17 protein-coding genes are annotated in these 19,119 nt (G+C 59.9%); 3 read left to right on the top strand and 14 right to left on the bottom strand.

What is annotated here, in order from left to right; translation table 11 throughout:
- The first annotated feature begins 150 nt into the window (after positions 1–150).
- Both mutS and fdxA read left to right on the top strand, forming a co-directional pair.
- Positions 151–2,733, top strand: coding sequence for a DNA mismatch repair protein MutS (gene mutS / locus AC1UK9_RS06160; RefSeq protein WP_007964305.1), 2,583 nt, complete (start codon positions 151–153; stop codon positions 2,731–2,733).
- Positions 2,734–2,896: 163 nt separating this feature from the next.
- Positions 2,897–3,220 carry a ferredoxin FdxA gene (fdxA, locus tag AC1UK9_RS06155; RefSeq protein ID WP_482579703.1) on the top strand — a complete coding sequence of 108 codons (324 nt, stop codon included), beginning with the start codon at positions 2,897–2,899 and terminating at the stop codon, positions 3,218–3,220.
- Between the two features lie 533 nt (positions 3,221–3,753).
- On the opposite strand, the gene rpoS is transcribed toward fdxA, so the two are convergent.
- The 8 genes from rpoS to AC1UK9_RS06115 form a co-directional block, all read right to left on the bottom strand.
- Positions 3,754–4,761, bottom strand: a complete 1,008-nt coding sequence (gene rpoS, locus AC1UK9_RS06150) for an RNA polymerase sigma factor RpoS (RefSeq protein ID WP_025110864.1) — start codon at positions 4,759–4,761, stop codon at positions 3,754–3,756.
- A gap of 105 nt (positions 4,762–4,866) precedes the next feature.
- Entirely contained in the window at positions 4,867–5,748 is an 882-nt protein-coding gene (locus tag AC1UK9_RS06145) for a peptidoglycan DD-metalloendopeptidase family protein (RefSeq protein WP_482579702.1), read from the bottom strand.
- A gap of 212 nt (positions 5,749–5,960) precedes the next feature.
- Entirely contained in the window at positions 5,961–6,596 is a 636-nt protein-coding gene (locus tag AC1UK9_RS06140) for a protein-L-isoaspartate(D-aspartate) O-methyltransferase (RefSeq protein ID WP_177327338.1), read from the bottom strand.
- Between the two features lie 41 nt (positions 6,597–6,637).
- The gene (surE, locus tag AC1UK9_RS06135; RefSeq protein WP_482579701.1) at positions 6,638–7,387 is read right to left on the bottom strand and encodes a 5'/3'-nucleotidase SurE; all 750 of its coding nucleotides are present in this window, start codon (positions 7,385–7,387) and stop codon (positions 6,638–6,640) included.
- The gene (gene truD / locus AC1UK9_RS06130) at positions 7,375–8,433 is read right to left on the bottom strand and encodes a tRNA pseudouridine(13) synthase TruD (protein ID WP_025110867.1); all 1,059 of its coding nucleotides are present in this window, start codon (positions 8,431–8,433) and stop codon (positions 7,375–7,377) included. The genes surE and truD overlap by 13 nt, the downstream gene beginning before the upstream one ends.
- On the bottom strand, positions 8,430–8,903 hold the full coding sequence (gene ispF / locus AC1UK9_RS06125; RefSeq protein ID WP_482579700.1) for a 2-C-methyl-D-erythritol 2,4-cyclodiphosphate synthase: 474 nt from the start codon (positions 8,901–8,903) through the stop codon (positions 8,430–8,432). Before ispF ends, truD begins: the two co-directional genes overlap by 4 nt.
- 44 nt (positions 8,904–8,947) lie before the next feature.
- Positions 8,948–9,793 carry an S-formylglutathione hydrolase gene (fghA, locus tag AC1UK9_RS06120; RefSeq protein WP_473014615.1) on the bottom strand — a complete coding sequence of 282 codons (846 nt, stop codon included), beginning with the start codon at positions 9,791–9,793 and terminating at the stop codon, positions 8,948–8,950.
- A 65-nt stretch (positions 9,794–9,858) separates the two neighbouring features.
- Complete coding sequence (locus tag AC1UK9_RS06115; protein WP_482579699.1) at positions 9,859–10,971, bottom strand: S-(hydroxymethyl)glutathione dehydrogenase/class III alcohol dehydrogenase; 1,113 nt, start codon at positions 10,969–10,971, stop codon at positions 9,859–9,861.
- A 116-nt stretch (positions 10,972–11,087) separates the two neighbouring features.
- Here AC1UK9_RS06115 and AC1UK9_RS06110 point away from each other — a divergent pair, with 116 nt between their 5' ends.
- Positions 11,088–11,984, top strand: coding sequence for a LysR family transcriptional regulator (locus AC1UK9_RS06110; protein WP_482579698.1), 897 nt, complete (start codon positions 11,088–11,090; stop codon positions 11,982–11,984).
- A 165-nt stretch (positions 11,985–12,149) separates the two neighbouring features.
- Here the strand turns inward: AC1UK9_RS06110 and ispD are convergent, their stop codons facing one another.
- From ispD to tilS, 6 genes are all read right to left on the bottom strand, one after another.
- Complete coding sequence (gene ispD / locus AC1UK9_RS06105) at positions 12,150–12,857, bottom strand: 2-C-methyl-D-erythritol 4-phosphate cytidylyltransferase (RefSeq protein WP_025110872.1); 708 nt, start codon at positions 12,855–12,857, stop codon at positions 12,150–12,152.
- Positions 12,854–13,132, bottom strand: coding sequence for a cell division protein FtsB (gene ftsB, locus AC1UK9_RS06100; protein ID WP_003222158.1), 279 nt, complete (start codon positions 13,130–13,132; stop codon positions 12,854–12,856). Before ftsB ends, ispD begins: the two co-directional genes overlap by 4 nt.
- A 329-nt stretch (positions 13,133–13,461) precedes the next feature.
- The gene (gene eno, locus AC1UK9_RS06095; RefSeq protein ID WP_025110873.1) at positions 13,462–14,751 is read right to left on the bottom strand and encodes a phosphopyruvate hydratase; all 1,290 of its coding nucleotides are present in this window, start codon (positions 14,749–14,751) and stop codon (positions 13,462–13,464) included.
- A gap of 156 nt (positions 14,752–14,907) precedes the next feature.
- Complete coding sequence (gene kdsA, locus AC1UK9_RS06090; RefSeq protein WP_025110874.1) at positions 14,908–15,753, bottom strand: 3-deoxy-8-phosphooctulonate synthase; 846 nt, start codon at positions 15,751–15,753, stop codon at positions 14,908–14,910.
- 6 nt (positions 15,754–15,759) lie between these two features.
- Complete coding sequence (locus AC1UK9_RS06085; RefSeq protein WP_016985083.1) at positions 15,760–17,391, bottom strand: CTP synthase; 1,632 nt, start codon at positions 17,389–17,391, stop codon at positions 15,760–15,762.
- Between the two features lie 274 nt (positions 17,392–17,665).
- Entirely contained in the window at positions 17,666–18,982 is a 1,317-nt protein-coding gene (gene tilS / locus AC1UK9_RS06080; protein WP_482579697.1) for a tRNA lysidine(34) synthetase TilS, read from the bottom strand.
- Between the last annotated feature and the right edge of the window lie 137 nt (positions 18,983–19,119).

Below are 19,119 nucleotides of genomic sequence, written 5' to 3'. Positions count from 1 at the left end.
ATAAATCACAATTAATCGCCGAAAAGTGTCAGCGGACCGTCGTGCCTGCGTCAAGCAGACCACCCATGGTAACCTTGCGCCCATCGCGGAAAAGCCCGGCCGTTGCCCTGCTTTTGCCCTACATCTTTTAACGAGTTGCCTGACAATCCGATGAATAAAGCCGTCTCCGACCTGTCCTCCCACACTCCGATGATGCAGCAGTACTGGCGCCTGAAGAATCAGCACCCGGATCAGCTGATGTTTTATCGTATGGGCGACTTCTACGAGATCTTCTACGAAGATGCGAAGAAGGCTGCCAAGTTGCTCGACATCACCCTGACCGCGCGCGGCCAGTCGGCGGGACAGGCGATTCCGATGTGCGGGATTCCTTACCACGCGGCAGAAGGTTACCTGGCGAAACTGGTCAAGCTCGGCGAGTCGGTGGTGATCTGCGAGCAGGTCGGCGACCCGGCCACCAGCAAGGGTCCGGTGGAACGTCAGGTAGTGCGGATCATCACCCCGGGTACGGTCAGCGACGAAGCACTGCTCGACGAACGCCGCGATAACCTGATTGCGGCGGTACTGGGCGATGAGCGCCTGTTCGGCCTGGCGGTGCTGGACATCACCAGCGGCAATTTCACCGTGCTCGAGATCAAGGGTTGGGAAAACCTGCTGGCGGAACTGGAGCGGGTCAACCCGGTGGAGTTGCTGATCCCGGATGACTGGCCGAAAGACCTGCCGGCGGAAAAACGCCGTGGCGTGCGTCGCCGCGCGCCGTGGGATTTCGAGCGCGATTCGGCGTTGAAAAGTCTCTGCCAGCAGTTCTCCACGCAAGACCTGAAAGGCTTCGGTTGCGAAACCCTGACCCTGGCCATCGGCGCCGCTGGTTGTTTGCTGGCCTATGCCAAGGAAACCCAGCGCACCGCCCTGCCCCATTTGCGCAGCCTGCGCCATGAGCGCCTGGATGACACCGTTGTGCTCGACGGCGCGAGCCGTCGCAACCTCGAACTCGACACCAACTTGGCCGGCGGCCGCGACAACACCCTGCAATCGGTGGTCGATCGCTGCCAGACCGCCATGGGCAGCCGCCTGCTGACCCGCTGGCTGAACCGTCCGCTGCGTGATCTGACCGTGCTTCTGGCGCGGCAGACGTCGATCACCTGTCTGCTCGACGGTTATCGCTTCGAAAAGCTGCAGCCACAACTCAAGGAAATCGGCGACATCGAGCGGATTCTGGCGCGGATCGGTCTGCGCAATGCGCGGCCGCGTGACCTCGCCCGCCTGCGCGATGCCCTCGGCGCCCTGCCGCAACTGCAAGTGGCGATGACCGACCTTGAGGCGCCGCACCTGCAACGCCTGGCGACCACTACCAGCACCTACCCGGAACTGGCGGCCCTGCTGGAAAAAGCCATTATCGACAACCCGCCGGCAGTGATCCGCGACGGCGGCGTGCTGAAAACCGGTTACGACAGTGAACTCGACGAGCTGCAATCGTTGAGCGAAAACGCCGGCCAGTTCCTGATTGACCTTGAAGCCCGGGAAAAGGCCCGCACCGGCCTGGCCAACCTGAAAGTCGGCTACAACCGCATTCACGGCTACTTCATCGAGCTGCCGAGCAAGCAGGCCGAATCGGCCCCGGCGGACTACATCCGCCGTCAGACGCTCAAAGGCGCCGAGCGTTTCATCACGCCGGAACTGAAAGAATTCGAAGACAAGGCGCTGTCGGCCAAGAGCCGCGCCCTGGCCCGCGAGAAGATGCTCTACGAAGCGCTGCTGGAAGATCTGATCAGCCAGCTGCCGCCATTGCAGGACACCGCCGGCGCGCTGGCCGAACTGGATGTGCTGAGCAACCTTGCCGAACGTGCGCTGAACCTTGACCTGAACTGCCCGCGCTTCGTCAGCGAGCCCTGCATGCGCATCACCCAGGGTCGTCACCCGGTGGTCGAGCAGGTGCTGACCACGCCTTTCGTGGCCAACGACCTGAGCCTGGATGACAACACCCGGATGCTGGTGATCACCGGCCCGAACATGGGTGGTAAATCCACCTACATGCGGCAAACCGCGTTGATCGTGCTGTTGGCGCACATCGGCAGCTTCGTGCCGGCAGCCAGTTGCGAGCTGTCGCTGGTGGACCGGATCTTCACCCGGATCGGCTCCAGCGATGACCTGGCCGGCGGCCGCTCGACCTTCATGGTCGAGATGAGCGAAACCGCCAACATCCTGCACAACGCCACCGAGCGCAGCCTGGTGTTGATGGACGAAGTCGGACGCGGCACCAGTACCTTCGACGGTCTGTCCCTGGCATGGGCAGCGGCCGAGCGCCTGGCGCATCTGCGTGCCTATACTCTATTTGCGACGCACTACTTCGAACTCACTGTGTTGCCGGAAGCCGAGCCGCTGGTCGCCAACGTGCACCTCAACGCTACCGAGCACAACGAGCGCATTGTGTTCCTGCACCACGTATTGCCGGGGCCTGCCAGCCAGAGCTACGGCCTGGCGGTGGCGCAGTTGGCCGGCGTACCGAGCGAAGTGATCGTGCGTGCCCGTGAGCACTTGAGCCGACTGGAAGACACCGCATTGCCGCATGAAGCGCCCAAGCCTGCCGTCAAAGGCAAGCCAGCCGCTCCGCAGCAGAGCGATATGTTTGCCAGCCTGCCGCACCCGGTGCTGGATGAGTTGGCCAAAGTGGACCTCGATGACCTGACCCCGCGTCGAGCGCTCGAATTGTTATATGCACTTAAGAACCGGATCTAAGCATTGAAGAACCGGATATAACGCAAACGGCGTCAAGCTGTTAGAATCTCGCGCGGTTTGGGATGCTGCTGGCTAATAGCCTGGCTGGCAGACATCGCTCCCGAACCTGGCGACCCCAACCGTGAAGGGGCAACGCTGCCGCCGCCTGAGGAGAAAATTAGAAATGACCTTCGTCGTCACCGACAACTGCATCAAGTGCAAGTACACCGACTGCGTAGAAGTGTGTCCGGTGGACTGCTTTTACGAAGGCCCGAACTTCCTGGTGATTCACCCGGATGAGTGCATCGACTGCGCCCTGTGCGAACCAGAATGCCCGGCCGTGGCCATTTTCTCCGAGGACGAAGTTCCGGAAGAGATGCAGGAGTTCATTCAACTGAACGTTGAATTGGCCGAGATCTGGCCGAACATCACCGAGAAGAAAGAATCGCTGCCGGATGCCGAAGAGTGGGATGGCGTCAAAAACAAGATCAAAGTCCTCGAACGCTGATCTGTCGCGCGTTCTGAAAAGGCCCCTTGCGGGCCTTTTTGCTTTCTGTCGTTTGCTTTGCTACGGGCAAAAAAAAAGGGGCGGTTTGACCCGCCCACATTTTTTCCCTATTCCCTGTATTCCTTTTCATCGTCCTGATGAATCGCTTCCTGCGATGTCCATTCCCCTCTTCCTTGAAGGGCGTGTCTATCCGTCGACACAGTGCTGATACTAAAGAGTTCCCAGCCCGGATCAATCGACCCCGATGGCCGTAAAGCGCTGTAATAAGCACTTCACATTAAAAAATATATATATAAAACAATGAGTTAAATAACAGCACCGTGAGCAATCGACGTCTGCCGGCCTGTAAACATAGGGAACACTTACGAAAGAGTAAGCCAAGGCTTACACCGCAAGACTACAAACGATGGAAATGCCAACCGTATGTCCGGCAATCAGCCCCCTCGCCACAGAACACCGCCCTCCGTACTGGTGCAGACAACAAAAAGCCCCGAACCAGTCGGGGCTTTTTGTTAGCGGTCGATCAAAGGCGCTTACTGAAACAGCGACTCGCTCGACAGGCCATTCTTCTCGAGGATTTCGCGAAGGCGCTTGAGGCCTTCCACCTGGATCTGCCGCACCCGTTCCCGGGTCAGGCCGATCTCCAGGCCTACATCTTCCAGCGTGCTGCTCTCATGGCCGCGCAGACCGAAGCGGCGTACGACCACCTCGCGCTGCTTGTCGGTCAATTCCGAGAGCCATTGATCGATGCTCTGCGACAGGTCGTCATCCTGCAGCAGTTCGCATGGATCGGTCGGACGGTCATCCGTCAGGGTGTCCAGCAGGGTTTTATCCGAATCCGGACCCAGCGAGACGTCGACCGAAGAAACCCGCTCGTTCAGGCCAAGCATGCGCTTGACCTCGCCCACCGGTTTTTCCAGCAGGTTGGCGATTTCTTCGGGTGAAGGTTCGTGATCGAGCTTTTGCGTCAGCTCCCGTGCAGCCCGCAGGTACACGTTGAGCTCCTTGACCACATGGATCGGCAACCGGATGGTCCGGGTCTGATTCATGATCGCACGCTCGATGGTCTGACGAATCCACCAGGTGGCGTAGGTCGAGAAGCGGAAGCCGCGCTCGGGATCGAACTTTTCCACCGCGCGGATCAATCCAAGGTTGCCCTCTTCGATCAGATCCAGCAGCGACAGCCCCCGATTGACGTAACGCCGGGCGATCTTCACGACCAGCCGCAGATTACTTTCAATCATGCGCTTGCGCCCCGCCGGATCGCCACTTTGCGACAGACGCGCAAAATGAACTTCTTCCTCGGGGGAGAGCAGTGGAGAAAAGCCGATTTCGTTGAGATACAACTGCGTGGCATCGAGTGCACGCGTGTAGTCGATGTACTTGTGTTGTTTAAGTGAAGCGGAGTGTTTGGATTTGGAACGAACGGAAGGTGGAGCAGCCCCTTCATCATTCGACATCGAATCCGAATCGATGCCGGCCTCCATAAGGAGAACCTCATCGTCGATGTCAAACTCCGGCACTTCTTTACTGAGAGCCATTGTTATAGTCCTTTGGTGAGTTCGACCCCAAGCTCAAGCGACGCCTTTATCCTTGGCAGCGCTGGAGCCTGTCCCCTCTACGCGACGGAACAGGCTGGCCTCAAATCAACGTCTGGGCAGGAACTGCAGCGGATCTACAGGTTTACCTTGTCGGCGAATCTCAAAATGCAGTTTCACCCGGTCTGTACCCGTTGACCCCATTTCGGCAATTGTCTGTCCGACTTTGACCTGCTGCCCCTCCCGTACCAACAGCCTGCGGTTATGTCCGTAGGCACTGACGTAGGTTTCGCTGTGTTTGATGATGACTAATTCGCCGTAGCCCCTTAAGCCACTCCCGGCGTAAACCACCGTCCCATCAGACGCAGCTAAAACAGGCTGTCCCAAATCTCCGGCGATATCAATTCCTTTATTCAAACTACCGTTTGAAGAGAATTTTCCAATAAGAATGCCATTAGATGGCCATCCCCAGCCGGTCGGGGCTGGCCCCGGTGGAGGCAGTGGAGCCGGTGCCGGTTTGCTTGCGACGGACGGTGCAGCCCCCGCGGCAGCGGCCCCCGAGCCGGTCACCGTGGTGGTAGTCGTGCCGTTCGCCTGGCGCCGGATTACCGTGGTTTTGCTCGACGATGATGGCGAAGCGCCGCTGTTGCTCACCACAGCCGTGGGTGTTGAACCGGTGCGGCCGTCGAAGCGAATTGTCTGACCCGGATGGATCGTATACGGCGTAGGAATATTGTTCCGGGCGGCGAGGGCTTTGTAGTCCCAGCCGTAGCGAAAAGCGATCGAAAACAGCGTATCGCCCGGACGGACTACATACTGCCCGGTCGTGACGGCTGGACGCTGGGCCACCGCACTGTTGCGATCGACCACGCGCACGTTGCTCGATTTGGTGCTGGAGCAACCGACCAGCAAGGTGCTCAATACAAGGCCAGTCACCAGGCGCTGAAAGCTCGTGTTACCCATACGCTGCGCAATGACTGTGAGACTCACCCGCCGCTCCCTTTGTGGTGGCTGAAATATGTGGAATGCCGTATTGCGGCACGTAGTGTCGCAAGTATAACGGGCCGCACAGGCTTTACCGTTAAAGATGCGAAAACGCTTCACGCACACGTTTGCCCGTGGGCAATGGGTTGCGTTTAAACCTTCACTGCCGGTGTAAGACCCAGTCCAGCGCAAGGAATTCAGCGCTCACAAACAAATGCTCAGGCCAGCGGGCCATTGAGCAATGGCACGAAGCGCACAGCCCCCAGAACGTGTCGGGAAAAGCCGTGTTCTTCACGCACGATCAGCATCAGTTGCTGCACTTCCCCCGAGCCGACCGGAATCACCAGCCGCCCACCCGGCGCCAGTTGGTCGAGCAACGCCTGCGGGACATCGGTCGCGACCGCCGTGACGATGATGCCGTTGTACGGTGCCAGTGCCGGCCAGCCTTCCCAGCCATCGCCCCAGCGGAATACCACGTTGCGCAGGTTCAGTTCGACCAGGCGCTCCTTGGCCCGGTCCTGCAGGACCTTGATGCGCTCGACCGAGAATACCCGCTCAACCAGTTGCGACAGGACCGCCGTCTGATAACCAGAACCGGTACCGATCTCCAGCACCTTGTCCAGCGGCCCCGCCTCCAGCAGCAGCTCGCTCATGCGCGCCACCATATAAGGCTGGGAAATGGTCTGGTTGTGGCCGATCGGCAGCGCGGTGTCTTCGTAGGCGCGGTGCGCCAGCGCTTCATCGACGAACAGATGACGCGGCGTACGGCGGATCACCTCCAGCACCTTGGCGTTGGACAGGCCTTCTTCATAAAGACGCTGGATCAGACGTTCGCGCGTGCGCTGCGACGTCATGCCGATGCCGCTGCGCAGTCGGTCTTCGTGTTCACGAGCCATCAGCGCAGTCCCTCCAGCCAGCCGTCGAGACTTCTGAAGGCATCGTTGAAGGTGCGATCGAGCTGCAATGGCGTGATCGACACATAACCCTGCATCACCGCATGAAAGTCAGTGCCCGGGCCGCCATCTTCGGCATCCCCGGCAGCGGCAATCCAGTAACCGGCCTTGCCACGCGGATCGACCACTTTCATCGGTGCCGCCGCGCGGGCGCGATGGCCCAGACGGGTCAGCTGAATGCCACGAATGTGGTCGATCGGCAGATTGGGGATGTTCACGTTCAGCACCGTGCGCGGCGGCAGGTCCAGCCCGGCGTGGGCCTCGACCAGTTTGCGCGCGAAATGTGCCGCTGTCGCCAGATTGTCCACCTGCCGCGAACACAGCGAGAAGGCAAACGAGGGGCGCTCGAGAAAGCGCCCTTCAAGGGCTGCCGCCACGGTGCCGGAATACAGCACGTCATCGCCAAGGTTGGCGCCGAGGTTGATCCCGGAAACCACCATGTCCGGCCCGCGCTCCAGCAGGCCGTTGAGGCCCAGGTGCACGCAGTCGGTCGGCGTACCGTTGAGACTGATGAAACCGTTGGCCAGGTATTGCGGGTGCAACGGACGGTCGAGCGTCAGCGAACTGCTGGCGCCGCTTTTGTCCTGCTCCGGGGCGATAACCACGCATTCGGTGTAATCCGCCAGCGCAGCATAAAGCGCGGCGAGACCGGGTGCGGTTACCCCATCGTCGTTAGAAATCAGAATACGCATGGGCTGTCCGTCTGCCCCACCGGCACCAGATCAACGAGTTCGCGCACCAATACGGTGGCGAAGCATCCGGCCGGGAGGACGAATTCCAGTTGCAGAATGTCAGGCTGGGGATAATGCCACGACAACCCGCCAATGGGCAGCCGCAGGATGCGTCGTTCGTGGCTCATTCCAGCATTGATCAACCAATCGCGCAGATCCGCTTCACGCTCGGCGATCCCCTGCTCCAGTTCATGGACAGCGCCTGCGGTCGGCGAGTCACCTTCGCCCCACTGCGGACCGGTCGGGTGCAGATCGAGAATCGCCAGGCGCGGATCACTGCATTCGGCCTCACCGGCCGGAAAAAAACTGCGGCTGTCGGTGAACGCCAGCAGATCGCCCACCTGCGCCTGCTGCCAGGTGCCGTCGGCCACCCGCGCGGCCAGCACTTGATTGAACAGAAAACTGCGCGCTGTCGACAGCAACCGTGAGCGCACATTGCGCTGCTCCGGCAAGGCCTTGCGCGCCGCCCAGGCACGCGCATCAACGACGTTGCCGCCGTCATGGCCGAAACGCTGGGCGCCGAAATAGTTGGGAATGCCTTGCTTGGCGATCAGTTGCAGACGCTGTTCGATCGCCGCCTTGTCGCCAGCAAACTGGGTCAGGCGCAAGGTAAAGCCGTTGGCCGAATGCGCACCGCGTTGCAGCTTGCGTTTGTGGCGCGTGGTCTTCAGGATCTTCAGCGTGTCGTTTTCCGCCGCCGACAGGTCCGGATCAGCCTTGCCCGGCAGCTGCACACTGAACCACTGACGGGTCAGCGCCTGACGATCCTTGAGCCCGGCATAGCTGACGGTGCGCAATGGCACGCCAGCCGCCTTGGCAATCCGCCGCGCTGCTTCCTCGGTGTTCAGACCGCGTTTTTCCACCCAGATCCACAGATGTTCGCCATCGCCGCTGAACGGGATATCGAGCACTTCATCGACCTGAAAATCTTCGGCGATGGCTTTCAGTACTGCAGTACCGAGGGGTTCGCCATAGGCGCGCGGGCCGAGCAGTTGCAGTTCGTTCATGCGCGCAGCAACAAGGCAACGGAATGCACGGCAATGCCTTCTTCGCGACCGACAAAGCCAAGCTTTTCGGTGGTGGTAGCTTTCACGTTCACTTGGTCCAACTCAACTTGAAGATCGGCGGCGACCAACGCGCGCATCGATTCGATATGCGGGGCCATTTTCGGCGCCTGGGCAACGATGGTGTTGTCGACGTTGCCGATTTTCCAGCCCTTGGCGTGGATCAACGCGACCACATGACGCAGCAGCACACGGCTGTCGGCGCCCTTGAATTGCGGGTCGGTGTCCGGAAAGTGTTTGCCGATATCACCCAACGCAGCCGCACCGAGCAAGGCATCGCTCAAGGCGTGCAGCAGGACGTCACCGTCGGAGTGAGCGAGCAGCCCGAAGCCATGTGCAATGCGCACGCCGCCCAGAGTAATGAAATCGCCTTCAGCGAAACGGTGCACATCGTAGCCGTGGCCAATACGCATAAAAAAAACGCCCCGATTTTTGTCAGGGCGTGATTCTACCTGCATTAGGCCCGAAGGGCGCGTGCGTGATGCTGCAAGTGGTCGTCAATGAAGCTTGAGATGAAAAAATAGCTGTGGTCGTAGCCCGGTTGCAGGCGCAACGTCAGCGCATGGCCCGCTTGTTTTGCCGCTTGTTGCAGAGCCTCGGGTTTGAGCTGATTTTCAAGGAAATCATCGCGATCCCCCTGATCGACCAACAACGGCAGTTTCTCGTCGGCCTCTGCAATCAGCGCGCAGGCATCCCATTCTTTCCACTTGGAGCGGTCTTCACCCAGATAACGGGAGAACGCCTTCTGCCCCCAAGGGCAGTCCATCGGATTGTTGATCGGCGAAAATGCCGACACCGACTGGTAGCGTCCCGGATTGCGCAGCGCACAGACCAACGCACCGTGGCCGCCCATGGAGTGGCCGCTGATACTGCGTTTGTCCGACGCCGGGAAATGCGCCTCAACCAGCGCAGGTAATTCCTGCACAACGTAATCATGCATCCGATAGTGCCGCGACCACGGTTCCTGCGTGGCATTCAGGTAGAACCCCGCGCCAAGGCCGAAATCCCAGGCGCCATCCGGGTCACCCGGTACATCCGGGCCACGCGGACTGGTGTCCGGCGCGACGATGATCAGGCCAAGTTCGGCCGCCATGCGCATCGCTCCGGCCTTCTGCATGAAGTTCTCGTCGGTGCAGGTCAGCCCCGACAACCAGTACAGCACCGGCAACTGACCGCCCTGCTCCGCTTGTGGCGGCAGGTACACGGCAAACACCATGTCACAACCGAGCACCTCGGAGCGGTGGCGATAGCGCTTGTGCCAACCCCCGAAACTTTTCTGACAGGAGATGTTTTCCAGACTCATGTAAAGACTCCTACGCGGTCACGGCTAAAAGCTTTCAACGCTTGTAGCCGTGGCACCACGAATGATCAGAAATGAATGACGGTACGGATGCTCTTGCCTTCGTGCATCAGGTCGAATGCCTTGTTGATATCTTCCAGACCCATGGTGTGGGTGATGAAGGTATCCAGCGGGATCTCGCCGCTCTGGGCCATGTCGACATAGCTTGGCAACTCGGTACGACCACGCACGCCGCCGAACGCCGAACCGCGCCAGACGCGACCGGTCACCAACTGGAACGGACGGGTCGAAATTTCCTGACCGGCACCGGCCACGCCGATGATCACCGACTCGCCCCAACCCTTGTGACAGCACTCAAGGGCTGCGCGCATCAGTTGCACATTGCCGATGCATTCGAAGGAGAAGTCGACGCCGCCGTCAGTCATGTCGACGATTACTTCCTGGATCGGACGGTCGAAATCCTTCGGATTGACGCAATCGGTAGCGCCCAGTTGTCTGGCGATTTCAAACTTGGCCGGGTTGATGTCGATGGCAATGATGCGCGCAGCCTTGGCTTTCACCGCACCGATGACTGCCGACAGACCGATGCCGCCCAGACCGAAGATCGCCACGGTGTCACCTGGCTTGACCTTGGCAGTGTTGATCACCGCACCGATCCCGGTGGTCACGCCGCAGCCGAGCAGGCAGACCTTTTCCAGCGGCGCATCTTTGGAGATCTTGGCCACGGAAATTTCCGGCAACACGGTGTATTCCGAGAACGTCGAAGTACCCATGTAGTGGAAAATCGTCTCGCCCTTGTAGGAAAAGCGCGAAGTGCCGTCCGGCATCAAGCCTTTGCCCTGAGTCGCACGAATGGCCTGACACAGGTTGGTCTTGCCCGACTTGCAGAATTTGCACTGGCCGCATTCCGGGGTGTACAGCGGAATCACATGATCGCCGACGGCAACGGAGGTCACGCCCTCGCCAATGGCCTCGACGATCGCGCCGCCTTCATGGCCGAGGATCGACGGAAAGATGCCTTCCGGGTCAGCACCGGACAGGGTGTAGGCGTCAGTGTGGCAAACCCCGGAAGCCACCACGCGCAGCAACACTTCACCGGCCTTGGGCATGGCGACATCGACTTCTACGATTTCCAGCGGCTTCTTGGCCTCGAAGGCAACGGCGGCGCGCGACTTGATCATGCTGACTCTCCAGTGAATCCATTGAATAAAAAACCAGACCGCGAGTGTAGTACAGCGCGTTCTGATGAATAATCCGGACAAAAGCAAAACATTATTGCCATACAGGGATAATCCCGATGTCCGAAAACCGCTGGGAGGGTATCGACGAGTTCGTCGCCGTCGCCGAGTGCAACCAATTCACCGCCGCAGCAGAACGCCTTGGGGTTTCTTCCTCGCACATCAGTCGACAAATCGTGCGGCTGGAAGAGCGCTTGCAGACGCGCCTGCTCTATCGCAGTACCCGTCGCGTCACCCTGACCGAAGCCGGACAGACCTTTCTGCAGCATTGCCAACGCCTGCAGGACGGTCGCGAAGAAGCCCTGCGCGCGGTCGGCGACCTGACCAGTGAACCCAAAGGCATGTTGCGCATGACCTGTGCCGTGGCGTACGGCGAGCGGTTTATCGTGCCGCTGGTGACGCGGTTCATGGGGCAATACCCGCAATTGCGCGTCGATATCGAACTGAGCAATCGCCAGCTCGATCTGGTGCATGAGGGGCTGGATCTGGCGATCCGCCTGGGTCGCCTGCAGGATTCGCGACTGGTCGCCACACGGCTGGCGCCTCGGCGCATGTACCTGTGCGCATCTCCGTCCTACCTGGAACGGTACGGTCGCCCACACAGTTTGTCGGAACTGAGCCGACACAATTGCCTGATCGGCAGTTCGGACCTGTGGCAACTGGAACAGAACGGGCGCGAATTTTCTCAGCGTGTACAGGGAAACTGGCGCTGTAACAGTGGGCAAGCGGTACTGGACGCGGCGCTGCAAGGGGTCGGGTTGTGCCAGTTGCCGGACTATTACGTGCTCGAGCATTTGCACAGTGGCGCGTTGATTTCGTTGCTGGAAGCGCATCAGCCGCCGAATACGGCGGTGTGGGCGCTGTATCCGCAGCAGCGGCACTTGTCGCCGAAGGTGCGCAAGCTGGTGGATTTTTTGAAGGAAGGGTTGGCCGAGCGGCCGGAATATCGGAGCTAAACAGTCATCGGTGTGTCAGCAAAGCATTGGTTGGCTGACACATCACCTTCGCGAGCAGGCTCGCTCCCACAGTGGATCCTCAGTGGATGCACAATGTGTGTTCGGCGTCATTCAAAGGTGGGAGCGAGCCTGCTCGCGAAAGCGATCTGACAGGCGCCACTGCACTCAGCGCCGGTTAGCCCAACGCTGGCGCAGCCATTCGAGGTCTTCAGGCCGGGTGACCTTGAGGTTGTCCGCCCGACCTTCGATCAGGCGTGGCGCCAGGCCGGCCCACTCCATCGCCGAGGCTTCATCGGTGATCAGCGCATCAGCCACCAGGCTATCCGCCAACGCCCGATGCAGCGCGCCGAGACGGAACATCTGTGGCGTGTAGGCCTGCCAGATCACGCTGCGATCGACGGTTTCGACCACACGACCGTGCTTGTCGATGCGTTTAAGCGTGTCGCGTGCCGGCACTGCCAGCAGGCCACCCACCGGGTCATGCGCCAGCTCAGCCAGCAGTTTGTCGAGATCGTCGCGACTCAGGTTGGGCCGTGCCGCATCGTGCACCAGCACCCAATCCTCATCGTCGGCCCCTTGCGCATGCAGATGCAGCAAGGCGTTGAGCACCGACCCGGAACGCTCCGAGGCGCCCTCGACGCGCTGAATCCGCGAATCGCTGGCGCACGCCAGGTTTGGCCAATAAGGATCATCAACAGCAAGACTGACCACCAGCCCCTTGAGGCTCGGGTGATCAAGAAAACAGCCGAGGCTGTGTTCAAGAATTGTGCGTCCGCCCAGTTGCAGGTATTGCTTGGGACGGTCAGCGGCCATTCGGGCACCGACGCCCGCGGCAGGAATCACGGCCCAGAAGGCCGGCAGGGAGTCGATCATTGGGCCAGCTGGTAAAGGGTTTCACCGTCCTTGACCATGCCCAGCTCGTGGCGAGCCCGTTCTTCAACGGTCTCCATGCCCTTCTTCAGTTCGCTGACTTCAGCGTCCATCACCCGGTTGCGCTCCAGCAGGGCTTCGTTCTCGGCGTGTTGATCAGCAATCTGCTGATTCAGCTCGGCAACCTGCGCCAGACTGCCATTGCCCACCCACAGGCGGTACTGCAGACCGGCCAGCAGCAAGAGCAAAACGAGAAACAACCAGTAAGGACTGCGCATCGAATATCAGGTATCCAGTGAAAAAAGACAGCCATGCCAAAACTTTGAAACGTCTGATAGCACGAAGCCTGGAAGATCCAGGCTTGTGCATATAAGGCATCAGATTAGTGGCAAATCCATCGCTGTCACGACTTTTCCGACACAATCCGGTGTCTTTTTTACCATCAGTGCCTTGCTTCACCAATACGCTTCACTTTTGGCGAGTGACTGTTGCCGTCAAGCAAGGCGCCGCGACGAGTCATAGCGCGCTATGGCGAGGAGCGGCAACGCAGCATGACGGTAACAGGCGCCGCCAAAATGAAGCAGTATGGGTGAGGCAGGGCACTTACTCAGCCGCGGAACTCGCTGCGACCGTTGTACTTGGCTTTGCCATTCAACTGCTCTTCGATACGCAGCAGCTGGTTGTACTTGGAAACGCGGTCGGAACGGCACAGCGAACCGGTTTTGATCTGGCCAGCCGCAGTGCCCACAGCCAGGTCGGCGATGGTCGAATCTTCGGTTTCGCCCGAACGGTGCGAGATCACTGCGGTGTAACCGGCAGCCTTGGCCATCTGGATGGCTTCCAGGGTTTCGGTCAGGGTGCCGATCTGGTTGAACTTGATCAGGATCGAGTTGGCGATCTTTTTATCGATGCCTTCTTTCAGGATCTTGGTGTTGGTCACGAACAGGTCGTCGCCAACCAGTTGGGTCTTCTCGCCGATCTTGTCGGTGAGGATCTTCCAGCCAGCCCAGTCGGACTCGTCCAGACCGTCTTCGATCGAGATGATCGGATAACGTTCAGTCAGGCCTTTGAGGTAGTCGGCGAAACCTTCGGCGGTGAACACCTGGCCTTCACCGGACAGGTTGTACTTGCCGTCTTCGAAGAACTCGCTGGCCGCGCAGTCCAGGGCCAGGGTCACGTCAGTGCCCAGCTTGTAACCGGCGTTGGCCACCGCTTCCGAGATCACTTTCAGCGCGTCTTCGTTGGACGCCAGGTTCGGTGCGAAACCGCCTTCGTCGCCAACGGCGGTGCTCAGGCCACGGGCCTTCAACACAGCTTTGAGGTGATGGAAAATCTCGGTGCCCATGCGCAGACCTTCCGAGAAAGACTTGGCGCCAACCGGCTGCACCATGAATTCCTGGATGTCGACGTTGTTATCGGCGTGTTCGCCACCGTTGATGATGTTCATCATCGGAACCGGCATCGAGTACACACCCGGGGTGCCGTTCAGGTTGGCGATGTGTGCGTACAGCGGCAGGTCCTGATCCTGTGCAGCAGCCTTGGCCGCAGCCAGGGACACGGCGAGGATAGCGTTGGCACCCAGGGTTGCCTTGTTTTCGGTACCGTCGAGCTTGATCATCGCGTGATCGAGGGCTTTCTGGTCGCTTGGGTCGGTGCCCAGCAACAGATCGCGGATCGGACCGTTGATGTTGGCTACCGCCTTGAGCACGCCCTTGCCCAGGTAACGGCTCTTGTCGCCATCACGCAGCTCGAGCGCTTCACGCGAGCCAGTGGATGCACCGGACGGCGCGCAAGCGCTGCCGATGATGCCGTTGTCGAGAAGCACGTCCGCTTCCACGGTGGGATTGCCACGGGAGTCGAGGACTTCACGACCTTTGATGTCGACGATTTTTGCCATTGTTGTAAACACTCCAAAGTTGACGAAAACGACGCAGCTAGAGGAAATCTTTTTACCGTCGGCAAGTGGTGTGCAGCGGGCAGCTTGCAGACGACAACGCACATGCCCGAGGGCATGTGCGACAAATCGTGCGGTACTTTACCGGAGAAATGAGGTTTACGCGGTTTCTACCGTCGGAAAACTCTTCACCAGTTCGTCCAAAGCTTTGAGCTGGGCCAGGAATGGCTCCAGTTTGTCCAGACGCAAGGCGCAAGGGCCGTCGCATTTGGCGTTGTCCGGGTCCGGGTGCGCTTCGAGGAACAGACCTGCCAGCGATTGGCTCATGCCCGCCTTGGCCAGATCGGTGACCTGGGCGCGACGGCCGCCGGCGGAGTCGGAACGACCGCCAGGCATTTGCAGCGAGTGGGTCACGTCGAAGAATACCGGGTACTCGAACTGCTTCATGATGCCGAAGCCGAGCATGTCCACCACGAGGTTGTTGTAGCCGAAGCTCGAACCACGCTCGCAGAGGATCAATTGATCGTTACCCGCTTCCACGCACTTGTTCAGGATGTGTTTCATTTCCTGAGGCGCGAGGAACTGGGCTTTCTTGATGTTGATCACGGCGTTGGTCTTGGCCATCGCGACGACCAGATCGGTCTGGCGCGACAGGAAGGCCGGCAGCTGGATGATGTCGCAGACTTCAGCGACGACCGCGGCCTGCTCAGGCTCGTGGACGTCGGTGATGATCGGCACGCCGAAGGCTTGTTTGATGTCCTGGAAGATGCGCATGCCCTCTTCCAGGCCAGGACCGCGATAGGAGGTCACAGAAGATCGGTTGGCCTTGTCGAAACTGGCCTTGAACACGTAAGGGATGCCGAGTTTTTCGGTGACCTTCACGTACTCTTCGCAAACCTGCATGGCCATGTCACGGCTTTCCAGCACGTTCATGCCACCGAACAGCACCATGGGCTTGTCGTTGGCGATCTCGATGTTGCCAACGCGGATGATCTTCTGTGCCATCGGGGATTACGCCTTCTTCTGGTGTTGTGCCAACGCTGCCTTGACGAAACCGCTGAACAGCGGGTGACCGTCACGTGGCGTCGAGGTGAACTCAGGGTGGAACTGGCAAGCGACGAACCATGGATGATCCGCGGCTTCGACCACTTCAACCAGCGCGGCGTCAGCGGAGCGACCGGAGATCTTCAGGCCGGCTTCGATGATTTGTGGCAGCAGGTTGTTGTTCACTTCGTAGCGATGACGGTGACGCTCGACAATCACATCCTTGCCGTAGCAATCGTGCACCTTGGAGCCGGCTTCAAGCAGGCATTCCTGAGCGCCCAGGCGCATGGTACCGCCCAGATCGGAGGATTCGGTACGCACTTCAACTGCGCCGGTAGCGTCTTCCCACTCGGTGATCAGACCCACGACCGGGTGACCGCTGGCGCGATCGAACTCGGTGGAGTTGGCGTCTTTCCAGCCCATGACGTTACGAGCGAACTCGATGACCGCCACTTGCATGCCCAGGCAGATACCCAGGTACGGAACCTTGTTTTCGCGAGCGTATTGAACGGCAGTGATCTTGCCTTCAACGCCACGCAGACCAAAACCGCCCGGTACGAGGATCGCGTCGACACCTTCGAGCAGCGCAGTGCCCTGGTTCTCGATGTCTTCGGAATCGATGTAGCGCAGGTTGACCTTGGTACGGTTGCTGATGCCGGCGTGACTCATCGCTTCGATCAGCGACTTGTAAGCGTCCAGCAGCTCCATGTACTTGCCGACCATCGCGATGGTCACCTCGTGTTCCGGGTTCAGCTTGGCGTCAACCACAGCTTCCCACTCGGACAGATCGGCGCTGCCGCACTGCAGACCGAAACGCTCGACAACAAAATCGTCCAGACCCTGCGAGTGCAGGATGCCCGGGATCTTGTAGATGGTGTCGGCGTCTTCCAGCGCGATCACGGCACGTTCTTCAACGTTGGTGAACTGCGCGATCTTGCGACGCGACGAGACGTCGATCGGGTGATCGGAACGGCACACCAGCACGTCTGGCTGCAGACCGATCGAACGCAGCTCTTTTACCGAGTGCTGAGTCGGCTTGGTCTTGGTCTCGCCGGCGGTGGCGATGTACGGAACCAGCGTCAGGTGCATCAGCATCGCGCGCTTGGCGCCGACTTCGAAACGCAGTTGACGGATGGCTTCGAGGAACGGTTGCGACTCGATGTCACCGACGGTGCCACCAATTTCGACCATGGCCACGTCAGCGTCGCCAGCACCCTTGATGATGCGGCGCTTGATTTCGTCTGTGATGTGCGGAATCACCTGGATGGTTGCACCCAGGTAGTCACCACGGCGCTCTTTGCGCAGCACGTGTTCGTAGACACGGCCAGTGGTGAAGTTGTTGTTCTGGGTCATGGTCGTGCGGATGAACCGCTCGTAGTGGCCCAGGTCCAGGTCGGTTTCGGCGCCGTCGTGGGTGACGAACACTTCACCGTGCTGGAACGGGCTCATGGTGCCCGGGTCGACGTTGATGTACGGATCCAGCTTAAGCATGGTGACCTTAAGCCCCCGCGCCTCCAGGATGGCCGCCAATGAAGCCGAGGCAATGCCTTTCCCCAATGAAGAAACAACACCGCCCGTGACGAATATGTAGCGCGTCATGAAAAACCCTAGAAGTCTGCGTTAAAGCGGTACGAGCCGCCGGGGAAAGCGAAGGAAGGCCGAAGCCCCCGATCACCTGCATTAATCACAGTGCACCTTTCAAAAAAACCGCCGCGTTGGGACAGACCGGCAGATAAAACACCGGTACGTTGCTCGCTACACATTTTTTGGAATCGCCCAGCAAAGACTGCTTGGTAATCGGCAACTCCTGCAATTCAGGCGAATCCACAGAAGTTGTATCAAGAAGGGAGCGTAGTCTACCGGAATGCTCCTTTCAGCTCAAACCTTGATCTTCGTCTGTTGCCTGCCAATGCAATTTCCAGCCGTCCTGCACATTGCCATCAAGACCCGGCAGGTTCGCCACCGCGAGCAATTCTTCGCCGCAAAACAGCAGCGGCAATCTGCCACGGACGAAGGCCGGGACCGCGCGCTCATTGAGCAGGCGCTTGAGATCGCGGTGGCCGCGCTCCGCCAGATACATGACTTCGCCGCCCTGCCGATAGCGAATCTGCAACGGCCCGACGGGAGTCTGCCCGCTGAACATGACACGCCCGTTATTCGGCAAATGCAGCGGCGTCGACGGATCAGGCCACTCAACGCTGACCGCTGGCGCGAGCAGCCAGTCGCCACTCAGCCACCATATCCGGCCGGCGCTGCGATGCAGCTCGCCATCGGCCAGACGCCACACGGGGGAAGCATCATTGGCCGCGTCGCAAAGAGTGGCCCAACCCGACCAGTGGTCAGTGTCCGGCAATCGGGTCAACGGTGCGAGCCAATGGCTGAGCGCGTTGCGCTGACGAGCGGCGGACAATGTTGTCAGTGGCGCCAGTGCCAGCGACGGCAGGCCAAGCCATTGAAATTCATTCGGCAAAGCAGCTTGTGCCAGATCGATCTGCGCCAGCTCATCGAGCAAACCTTGCGCCTCACGCAGATGCGCTGCGCTGCGGGCCATGCTCGCCTGCGCCTGCGGCCAGCGTTCGGTCAGCGCCGGCATGACCTGATGGCGCAGGTAATTGCGCGAGAACTGCCGATCCTGGTTTGACGGGTCTTCGATCCAGCGCAACTGATGCCGCCGGGCGTACACCTCAAGCTCCGCACGCGTGACGTCGAGCAATGGCCGCACCAGCGTGCCCTGCCCCAGCGGTCGCTGCGCCGGCATCGCCGAGAGTCCGCGAACGCCGGCACCGCGCATCAGGCGAAACAACAGGGTTTCAGCCTGATCATCGCGGTGCTGCCCGGTCAGCAGCACGTCGCCCGCCTCGGTCAGCGAGGTGAACGCCGCATAACGCGCCTCCCGCGCCGCCCGCTCAAGACTGGCACCGGGTTGCACCGCCACCCGAACGACCTGCAAAGGAACGCCCAGCGCATCGCAGACCGACTGACAATGCTGCGGCCACGCATCAGCCGCAGCCTGGAGGCCGTGATGGATATGAACAGCGCTCAGCGCCGGCAGGGGATGGTGTTGGGCGAGATTGGCAAGCAGATGCAGCAGGACGGTAGAGTCCAGGCCACCGGAGAAAGCCACGCGCCAAGTCCTGGCATTGCGCCAGGCTGCAAGGTTCAGCAGAAGCCGGGAAGACAGATCACTCACAGACTGGCCTCTATCTCACTCTTTGCCCAAATCAAATGTGGGAGCGGGCTTGCTCGCGAAGGCGTTTCAACATTCAACACATCTGTCGACTGTCATACCGCTTTCGCGAGCAAGCCCGCTCCCACATTGGGTATTGC

The sequence above is a fragment of the Pseudomonas sp. AK-TSAG1-1 genome (assembly GCF_056821665.1).
The sequence above is the reverse complement of the archived record's forward strand: the minus strand, read 5'-3'. Positions and strand labels throughout refer to the sequence as shown.

Excerpts from the sequence above, each read along its gene's own strand:
- mutS (WP_007964305.1), top strand. The coding sequence starts at position 151 with ATGAATAAAGCCGTCTCCGACCTGTCCTCCCACACTCCGATGATGCAG.
- fdxA (WP_482579703.1), top strand. The coding sequence starts at position 2,897 with ATGACCTTCGTCGTCACCGACAACTGCATCAAGTGCAAGTACACCGAC.
- rpoS (WP_025110864.1), bottom strand. The coding sequence starts at position 4,761 with ATGGCTCTCAGTAAAGAAGTGCCGGAGTTTGACATCGACGATGAGGTT.
- AC1UK9_RS06140 (WP_177327338.1), bottom strand. The coding sequence starts at position 6,596 with ATGACGTCGCAGCGCACGCGCGAACGTCTGATCCAGCGTCTTTATGAA.
- surE (WP_482579701.1), bottom strand. The coding sequence starts at position 7,387 with ATGCGTATTCTGATTTCTAACGACGATGGGGTAACCGCACCCGGTCTC.
- truD (WP_025110867.1), bottom strand. The coding sequence starts at position 8,433 with ATGAACGAACTGCAACTGCTCGGCCCGCGCGCCTATGGCGAACCCCTC.
- ispF (WP_482579700.1), bottom strand. The coding sequence starts at position 8,903 with ATGCGTATTGGCCACGGCTACGATGTGCACCGTTTCGCTGAAGGCGAT.
- fghA (WP_473014615.1), bottom strand. The coding sequence starts at position 9,793 with ATGAGTCTGGAAAACATCTCCTGTCAGAAAAGTTTCGGGGGTTGGCAC.
- AC1UK9_RS06115 (WP_482579699.1), bottom strand. The coding sequence starts at position 10,971 with ATGATCAAGTCGCGCGCCGCCGTTGCCTTCGAGGCCAAGAAGCCGCTG.
- AC1UK9_RS06110 (WP_482579698.1), top strand. The coding sequence starts at position 11,088 with ATGTCCGAAAACCGCTGGGAGGGTATCGACGAGTTCGTCGCCGTCGCC.
- ispD (WP_025110872.1), bottom strand. The coding sequence starts at position 12,857 with ATGATCGACTCCCTGCCGGCCTTCTGGGCCGTGATTCCTGCCGCGGGC.
- ftsB (WP_003222158.1), bottom strand. The coding sequence starts at position 13,132 with ATGCGCAGTCCTTACTGGTTGTTTCTCGTTTTGCTCTTGCTGCTGGCC.
- eno (WP_025110873.1), bottom strand. The coding sequence starts at position 14,751 with ATGGCAAAAATCGTCGACATCAAAGGTCGTGAAGTCCTCGACTCCCGT.
- kdsA (WP_025110874.1), bottom strand. The coding sequence starts at position 15,753 with ATGGCACAGAAGATCATCCGCGTTGGCAACATCGAGATCGCCAACGAC.
- AC1UK9_RS06085 (WP_016985083.1), bottom strand. The coding sequence starts at position 17,391 with ATGACGCGCTACATATTCGTCACGGGCGGTGTTGTTTCTTCATTGGGG.